The organism is Mesorhizobium sp. M7A.F.Ca.CA.001.10.2.1 (assembly GCF_003998575.1).
Classification (GTDB): Bacteria; Pseudomonadota; Alphaproteobacteria; order Rhizobiales; family Rhizobiaceae; genus Mesorhizobium.
In genome coordinates this window covers 1-8,305 of sequence record NZ_RZQY01000233.1, presented here as the reverse complement: position 1 = coordinate 8,305, position 8,305 = coordinate 1, and the positions used below count along the sequence as shown (strand labels likewise).

Annotated in this window: 9 protein-coding genes; 8 read left to right on the top strand and 1 reads right to left on the bottom strand. The window is 64.6% G+C overall.

All coding sequences use genetic code 11. The features are described 5' to 3' along the window. The 7 genes from EN964_RS16555 to EN964_RS16525 all read left to right on the top strand — a co-directional run. On the top strand, positions 1–294 hold a 294-nt coding region (locus EN964_RS16555; RefSeq protein WP_164775844.1), incomplete at its 5' end, for an ABC transporter substrate-binding protein. Positions 295–577: 283 nt separating this feature from the next. Further along, the gene (locus EN964_RS16550; RefSeq protein WP_127270903.1) at positions 578–1,174 is read left to right on the top strand and encodes a thioredoxin family protein; all 597 of its coding nucleotides are present in this window, start codon (positions 578–580) and stop codon (positions 1,172–1,174) included. Positions 1,175–1,210: 36 nt separating this feature from the next. Then, positions 1,211–2,836, top strand: coding sequence for an FAD-binding protein (locus EN964_RS16545; protein ID WP_127270525.1), 1,626 nt, complete (start codon positions 1,211–1,213; stop codon positions 2,834–2,836). Next, positions 2,833–3,159 carry a ferredoxin family protein gene (locus EN964_RS16540; RefSeq protein ID WP_127270526.1) on the top strand — a complete coding sequence of 109 codons (327 nt, stop codon included), beginning with the start codon at positions 2,833–2,835 and terminating at the stop codon, positions 3,157–3,159. Before EN964_RS16545 ends, EN964_RS16540 begins: the two co-directional genes overlap by 4 nt. 32 nt (positions 3,160–3,191) lie before the next feature. Continuing rightward, complete coding sequence (locus tag EN964_RS16535; protein WP_127270530.1) at positions 3,192–4,028, top strand: ABC transporter ATP-binding protein; 837 nt, start codon at positions 3,192–3,194, stop codon at positions 4,026–4,028. Between the two features lie 12 nt (positions 4,029–4,040). Beyond that, positions 4,041–4,937: an ABC transporter permease gene (locus EN964_RS16530; RefSeq protein ID WP_127270901.1), complete on the top strand. Its 897-nt coding sequence runs from the start codon at positions 4,041–4,043 to the stop codon at positions 4,935–4,937. Between the two features lie 36 nt (positions 4,938–4,973). Further along, positions 4,974–5,993: an aliphatic sulfonate ABC transporter substrate-binding protein gene (locus EN964_RS16525; RefSeq protein ID WP_127270899.1), complete on the top strand. Its 1,020-nt coding sequence runs from the start codon at positions 4,974–4,976 to the stop codon at positions 5,991–5,993. A 49-nt stretch (positions 5,994–6,042) separates the two neighbouring features. On the opposite strand, the gene EN964_RS16520 is transcribed toward EN964_RS16525, so the two are convergent. Next, positions 6,043–7,071: a LacI family DNA-binding transcriptional regulator gene (locus tag EN964_RS16520; protein ID WP_127269506.1), complete on the bottom strand. Its 1,029-nt coding sequence runs from the start codon at positions 7,069–7,071 to the stop codon at positions 6,043–6,045. Positions 7,072–7,408: 337 nt separating this feature from the next. On the opposite strand from EN964_RS16520, the gene EN964_RS16515 reads away from it, so the two are divergent. Beyond that, positions 7,409–8,305: ABC transporter substrate-binding protein (locus EN964_RS16515; protein WP_127276545.1), on the top strand; the 897-nt coding region annotated here is incomplete at its 3' end.

Here is an 8,305-nt window from a genome sequence, read left to right as displayed (position 1 = left end):
GCCATCATCCGCTACGCCGGCGGCCGCAACCCGATGGATGTCGTGCAGGGCTACAAGGCGGCATCAGAGGAAAAGCTGATCGAGATGGCGCCTGATGTCATCCTGATGATGAGCGACGGCAAGGGTGGCCCGACGCCCGAGCAGGTGTTCGGCAACCGCGCGCTGGCGGCAACGCCGGCGGCGGCCAACAAGGCGCTGGTCGTGCTTGACGGCGCCTACATGATCGGCTTCGGCCCGCGCACATCAGATGCGATCCGCGACCTGGCGAAGGCGCTCTATCCGGAAGGGGAATGACGTCGCGAAAATCGCAAGGCGTTTCGGCTGGGCAGTACCAATTCGTCGTCGAACCCGTTGCGCTTGATAAATCCTGTCCGTCCGGATTTCTCCGGATCGGCTTCCGCCCGAACAAACTTGGCGGCTCGGCCTGAAACATTGACACGATATTCTAAGCCGCGCGGTTGACCGTGAATGTGCTCTCCAGCCTATAATTATACTAAATTCATAGACTAACTGCGAACGTTCGAGGCGCTCGCACCTTGGCCTGTGAAAACCGGCTGCACAAAGGGAGCGCGCATCAATGCCGAAGACAGAGTCCAATCCGATCGACCTCGGCACCAGGGCGGCCGATTTCCTGCTGCCCGACGCGCAAGGCGTGCTGCACCGCCTCGTCGATTTCGACGCCAAGCCGGCCTTGCTCGTCGCCTTTATTTCCAACCGCTGCCCGTTCGTCGTGCTGATCCGTGAGCAGTTTGCCGTTTTCGCCAGGGATTATGCCGGCAAGGGGCTGCAAGTGGTGGCGATCAACGCCAATGACCATGAGGCGCATCCGGAGGAGACGCTGGCCCGCATCGGCGAAGAGGCCGAAAAATTCGGCTATTCCTTCCCCTATCTCAAGGATGCGTCGCAGCAGACGGCGAAAGCCTACGGCGCCGCCTGCACACCCGACTTCTTCCTGTTCGATGCCGACCGGCGGCTCGCCTATCACGGCCAGTTCGACGATGCGCGGCCGGGCAATGGCAAGCCGGTGACCGGTGCCGATCTGCGCGCAGCGGTCGACACGGTGCTGGAGGGCGGCAGGCCCGCTGCCAGCCAGGTGCCGTCGATCGGCTGCAACATCAAGTGGAGTGCCGGCAACGAGCCGGTCTGGTCCTCCAGCGCCGCCCGCGCCGCTTAGCGCAGGCGCCGCTTCGAACGCATTCGCCAGGTATCCATGCACAAGCCGCAAAAATCCGCTTCCGACAGCTTGCTGCTCCAGGCCGACGTGCTGGTGCTGGGCGGAGGTCCGTCAGCGGCCTGGGCGGCTGTCGCTGCGGCCGAGAGCGGCGCCAAGGTGGTGCTGGCCGATAAGGGCTATCTCGGTACCAGCGGCGCCACCGCGCCCTCCAACACCGGCACCTGGTGCGTGCCGCCGGGCGACAACAGGCATGCCGTCGTCGAGCGGCGCTGGCAGCGCACCGGCGAACTCGCCGACCCGCGCTGGATGCTGCGCTGCGTCGATACTGCCTACCGCAATCTGCTCAGGCTGTCCGAATGGGGCTATCCCTTTCCGAGCGAGGATGACGGCCGCCTCTACATCGCCAATCTGCGCGGGCCGGACTACATGCGCTTCATGCGCCGCCGGGTGCTGTTGGCCGGCGTCACCGTGCTCGACCATCACCCAGCGCTCGAACTTCTGTCCGACGGCGATGCCATCGTCGGCGCCGCCGGTGTCGCCCGGCAGATCGGCCAGGACTGGCGCGTCGACGCCAACGCGGTGGTGCTGGCGACGGGCGGCTGCGCTTTCCGCGAGCGCATCCTCGGCGCGACCGGGCTGACCGGCGACGGCTATCTGATGGCGGCGGAGGCCGGCGCCAGCCTGTCGGGCATGGAGTTCACCGGCAAATATACGCTGGCGCCCTATGGCTCATCGCTGAACAAGGGCCTGCCGTTCCGCTGGGCCTCGTTCCATCGCGAGGACGGCTCGCCGATCCTCGGGCCGACCGGCGAGCCGTTGCGTAACGGCATCGGCGACCGCGAGGAGGAAGTGGCGCGCGCGCTGATCGACGGCCCGGTCTACGCGCGGCTCGATCAGGCCGAGCCGGCGCTGCAAGGCTGGCTGCGCCAGGGCCAGCCGAACTGCTTCGTGCCCTATGACCGCGCCGGCATCGATCCGTTCAGCGAACTGTTCCGTATCACCTTGCGCGCCGAAGGCACGGTGCGCGGCACCGGCGGCATCGACATCGTCTCCGACGATTGCGCCACCGGCGTGCCCGGCCTCTATGTTGCCGGCGATGCCGCCAGCCGCGAGATGATGACCGGTGCGCTATCAGGCGGCGGCGCCGTCAATTCATCCTGGGCGCTGGCCAGCGGCTGGTGGGCCGGCAAAGGTGCCTCGACCCATGCCAAGCGCCGGACCGGCAAGGCGTTCCGCAGCGCGGTGCAATCGCTCGGCCAGGCCGGCTTGCGTCCTGCATCATCGGCGAGGGCCGACATCTCGGCGGGCGAAGTTATCGAGGCGGTGCGTAGCGAAGTCACGCCGCTCGACAAGAATTTCTTCCGCACTGGCGAGGCCCTGGAGAAAAGCGGCGAGCGGCTGGAGAGTGTCTGGCGCGACGTGCGCAGCCATCTGCAAGGCGAGGGGCTGGACCGGGTCCGTACCCGAGAGGCAGCTTCGATCGCCGCTGCTGGGCGTTGGTCCGTGGCCGCCGCGCTGCACCGCACCGAGAGCCGCGGCATGCACCGCCGCACCGATCTGCCGGGCAAGAGCCCGGCCTTCGCGCACCGGCTGGTCATCACCGGTGTGGATGCGTTCCGCATCGCAGGTGCGCCTGAGCGGCTGGCGGAGCTGGCGTCATGATCGAGATCGTCTCGGCCACGCGCTGCGTCGAATGCGACATCTGCGTCAAGGTGTGCCCGGCCAACGTCTTCGACGCGACCGACAATGGCGTGCCGGTGATCGCTCGCCAGGAGGACTGCCAGACCTGCTTTCTTTGCGAGATCTATTGCCCGACCGACGCGCTTTATGTGGCCGAGTTCGCCGAAGGGCCGACCGGCATCACGGAAGCTCAGGCCGACGCCCGCCAGATGTTCGGCTCCTATGCCCGCGCGCTTGGCTGGAAGCGCGGCAAGGCGGGCGGCTCGGAATTCGACCCGACGCACCGCATCCGCGTGGCGCAGTGAACCGATCGGAGACAGATATGGATCGCCCGAACATGGACCGGATCGTCGTCAGCGACATCAGCAAGACCTTCCAGCTCAAGCCGGGGCAGTTCGTCACCGTGGATGGCGAGGCGACCGACCGCGTCACCGTGCTCGACGGCGTCGATCTTTCCATCCGCAAGGGCGAGTTCATCACGCTGGTCGGCCCGAGCGGCTCGGGCAAGTCGGTGCTGCTCGATATCATTGGCGGGCTGACGCAGGCGACCGGCGGCAACGTCCAGCTCGACGGCAGGCGCATCACCAGGCCCGATCCAAAGACCGGCTATGTCTTCCAGCAATATGCGCTGTTTCCCTGGCGCACGGCGCTCGCCAACATCGAATATGCGCTGGAAGTGCGCGGCGTGGCCAAGGCCGAGCGTACCGCCACAGCCCGCCATCTGTTGGCGCTGTTCGGCCTTGCCGGTTTCGAGGACCGTTTTCCCAACCAGCTGTCCGGCGGCATGCAGCAGCGTGTGGCGATCGCGCGTGCGCTGGCCAGCAACCCGGAAGTGCTGCTGATGGACGAGCCGTTCGCGGCGCTCGACCAGCAGACGCGCGAGCTTCTGCAAGGCGAGCTGCTGCGGATCTGGGGCAAGATCAACACCACGGTGATTTTTGTCACCCACTCGATCGACGAGGCGATCTTCCTCGCCGACCGCGTCGTGGTGATGACGGCACGGCCGGGCGCGGTGAAAGAGATCATCGACATCGACCTGCCACGACCGCGCGACGGCGACATCCGCGCCAGCGCCGAATTCAATCTATATCGCGCCCGCGTCTGGGACGTGCTGCGCGACGAGGTCAACAAGGCGCAGAAGGACTGGACCCTGTCGCCAGCCTTCAGTCACTGAGGAGCTGGACCAATGGCCTATCTGACCGAGAAGTTTGGCTCCGCGGGAGCGCTCCACCTGTTTGCCGGCGCTGGCGAAACGGTAGCCGCCGCCAGGGTCCCGGCCATCAAGGCCAGCGCCAAGATCCGGAGCAAGAAAGCAAGCCACGGCACGTTCCTCTATGGCGTGCCGCTGCTCGGCCTGTTCTTCCTGCTGTGGGAGATCGCGCCCCGACTCGGCTGGCTGAACCGCATCTTCTTTCCGCCGCTGAGCGAGGTGCTGGTCGCCTGGTGGGCGCTGCTCGCTTCGGGCGTGCTGATCGAGCATATCGGCATCAGCCTGCAGCGCGCCGCGATCGGCTTCGCACTCGGCGTGGTGGTGGCCATCCCCCTCGGTCTGTTGATGGGGCGCTATTCGTTGTTCGAGAAGGTTTCCGACCTCCTGGTGCAGACGCTGCGAAACACATCGCAATTCGCACTGCTGCCGGTGTTCATCCTGTTGCTCGGCATCGGTGAGGAATCGAAGGTCGCGATCACCTTCTACTCCTCGGTTTTCTTTCTCCTCGTCAACACGATCAGCGGCGTCAAGTCGGTGGATCCGCTGCTGATCAAGGCGGCGCGCTCGATGGGTACGTCCGACTTCGATCTGTTCCGCAAAGTCATCCTGCCGGCCAGCATTCCCTCGATCGTCGCCGGCGCCCGGCTGGCGGTGAAATCCTCGCTGTTCGCGGTCATCGGCGCCGAGATGCTGGCGGCCAAATCCGGCCTCGGTTTCCTCATCCAGAACTCGCAGCTGATGATGGAAACGGCCGACATGTACGCCGGCATCCTGACGCTGACCGTCATCGGCCTGACCGTCAACTACCTGCTCGTCTGGTTCGAGCGCTGGGCAACAGCCTGGAAAGGCCAGTCCGAGACCTCGCTCATTTAAGCGGTCCATTCATTCCAACCAGGAAGGATTTTTCCCATGCCCAACATTCCATTCGACGCACTTCGCCGGCTGCTGCTGAAGGGCGCTATTGGCGTCGTCATCGGCCTTGGTGGCATGCCTGCCTTCGCGCAGGACAAGCCTGAAATTATCCGCATCGGCAGTACCGCGCCGGGGCATCTCAAATTCATCCTCGCCCAGAAGGACGGCTGGTGGGAGAAGGAGTTCGCCAAGGACGGCATCAAGGTCGAACTGGTGACTTTCAATGGCGGTTCGGAGGCGACGACCGCGCTGGCCACCGGTGCGATCGAATTCACCTATACCGGCAACAATCCGGCGCTGCGGGTTGCTGCGTCCGGCGCCGACGTCAAGCTGATCGGCCTGTCGAGCTATGTGAAGGCCGGCGGTTCCTACATCGTCGTCAAGACCGGCTCGCCGCTGAAGACGCTGCAGGATCTCAGGGGCAAGAAGGTCGCCTATCTCACCGGCACGGTGCGGCATTCGAACTTCAGCAAGGCGCTGAACAGCGTCGGCCTGACCACCAATGACGTCGAAGGTCTGAACCTGCCGTTCGAGGCATCCGGCCCGGCGTTGCTGCGCGGCGATATCGACGCCATTGTCGAGACCGATTCGACGGCGGCCAAGCTGGTCGACACCGGCGAGGCGCGCGTCCTGTTCGACACCAGCACTCATCCGGAATGGAACGTGCCCAACGTCATCTCGGTCAACGGCGCCTTCGCGGCGAAATATCCCGATCTGGTCAAGCGGCTGCTGAAGGTCGATATCGAGATTTCGCGTTGGGCCGATGCCCATCCGGACCAGACGATCAAGACCTTTGTCGAGGCCACCAAGTCGTCGGAAAAATCCGTCCGCAAGACCTATGCCGACGGGGTGTTCCATCAGGATCCGAAACTCACGGACGGCGCGATCGCCGCCTTGCAAGGCGAGGAGAAATTCATGGCCAGCGCCGGGCTGCTGAAGGGCTCGATCGACTATGGCAAATGGGTCGACAAGAGCTTTGTCGATGGCGCCGCGGCTGAAGTCGCTGCCGTCCAATAGACTAGAAGCATCGAGCGGGCGGGCGCTTTGCGGCGCCGCCTCGTACAGGTCAAATCTCCGGGATGTTCTCCTTGAAGATCACCTGCAGCCTTGGTTGGTGCAGTTCATAGGGCAGTCCCCGGACCGCATGGATCAGGGTGTTGAGCGCTTCGCGGGCCTCGACGCGCGGGTTCTGGTCGATGACAGCGTCGAGCGTGCCGTCGAGCAGAAGGTCCTTGGTCCCGTCCGTCACTTCGTGGCCGAGGAAGACCATGGACTGGGCGCGGTCGCGCTCCTTGAGCGCGCGGGCGATGCCGGTGTTGCCGGCGCCGACATTGTAGATCGCGGCAAGGTCGGGGTGCCGCTCCAGCAGGGCCGATGCCTCCGAATAGGCCTTCTCGCGATCGTCGAGCATTTCGCGCATTTCGACGATCTGCAGATTGGGTGATTCCTCGGTCAGCACGTGGCGGAACCCCATCTCGCGTTCTTCGTGGCCGCGATAGGACAGCGAACCTGCGAACAGCGCCACCTTGCCCGGACGCCCCGATCCCATGAAGCGGTTGAGCAGATAGCCGGCCAGCCGCCCGGCGGCGCGGTTGTCGATGCCGATATACGCGACCCTGGGCACATGCAGGATGTCGGAAGCGATGGTCACCACCTTGATGTCGTTGGCCGACAGGGAGCGGATCGCTTCGCGCACCGTCGGATGGTCGAGTGCGATGACGCCGACGCCTTGCGTCTGTCCGCGCAGATCCTGCAGCAGGCGAGCGAGCCGGTCAGGATTGAAGCCCTCTATGGTGGCGATACGAACATCGAGGTCGGGCCGCGCCAGAGCCTGTGCCTCGATGTGGCGGTGCAGCATCTTGATGAAGGAATTGGTGCCGGCCGGCAGGGCGAAGTCGAGCCGGATGACCTCGCCGGGCGAGGGCCGTGGCGGCGTGCCGTTCGGGCCTTCGGCGATGTAGCCGAGGCGCTGCGCCATTTCGAGCACGATTTCCCGCGTGCGCGCCCGTACGCCGGGCCGGTTGTTGAGCACGCGGTCGACGGTGGCGGCCGAGACGCCGGCCTCCCGGGCTATGTCAGTCAGGGTGGAACGCACCGTCTTTCATCTCCTGCATGCGTCGGATCGGCTGGTGACGGCTTCCGCGTCATCGGCGATTCTGATGGGAAATGATGTATCCGCCCTTGGCCGATGTGCAAGCCGCCGGGCTAAATCAAATGGTCCGGCAGGGCTGCGCAGGGCCGGGAAGGGTCGGGTGCCCTCAAATTGAGGCATCCGGCTTGACGGATGGATCCCGTTTTTGTGCATTTTCCTTGCCCTATTGCGATGTTATGATGTGTTTTGATTATTTATGATGTTGACAGCCTTGCCATGCTGTCGTCAATATCCCTCATAAGGGTCGTGGAGGAAACGTGGCCCTGAGGGAGGAGTTTCAATGTCTGACTTGATCCGCATCTCGCGGCGCCGGCTGCTGGCATCTGGAGGAAAGGCGGCCGTCATGATGGCCGCTGCTGGTATCGCACCCCAATTCATTCGTCCCGGCCGTGCCTATGCGGCCGACGCGCTGGCGCCAGGCATGATCGGCGGCCCGACGGGCTTCGAAGGGGCCGAGCGCTACCAGTATGGCGCCGATACGCCGGAAGGCCGCGCCATCGAGGCGGCGAAGGCGCTGAAGGGCGCCGGCAAGGCGCCGACCAAGATCGTGCTCGGCCTGTCCGACGGCTCGATCGGCCAGCTCACGCAGCCGTTCCCGGCCGGTGCGCCGTCGATCAAGGAGCTGTGGGAAAAGGAAACCGGCATCGCGATCGAAATCGTCGGTCTGCCGAACGGCCAGGAATTCACCAAGACGATGCAGGACATCTCCACCAAGGGTGGGGCCTACGACATCTACTCGACCGAATGGAACCGCCTCGGCGACCTCGCCGAAACCGGCGGCATCGCCAAGCTCGACGACTTTGTCGCGCAGCATAAGCCTGAATGGGACGATCCCGTCAGCGGCTATGTCAACGGCGCCAAGGGCGTGTCGCTGCTCAACAAATACCGCGGCTCGAACTATGGCGTGTCGCTGGACGGCGACTTCCAGACTTGGGTCTACCGCACCGACCTGTTCGGCGACGAAGCCGAGAAGAAGGCCTTCAAGGACAAATACGGCTACGATCTGGCGCCGCCGAAGACCTGGAAGCAGCATGGCGACATCGCCGCCTTCTTCCAGCGACCGGACAAGGGCCTGTTCGGCTCGACCGACCTGCGCAACCAGGGCTGGGGCTACACGAACTGGTACCAGCGCTATGTCTCGATGGCTTCGCCCAACCAGTTCCTGTTTGGCGATGAC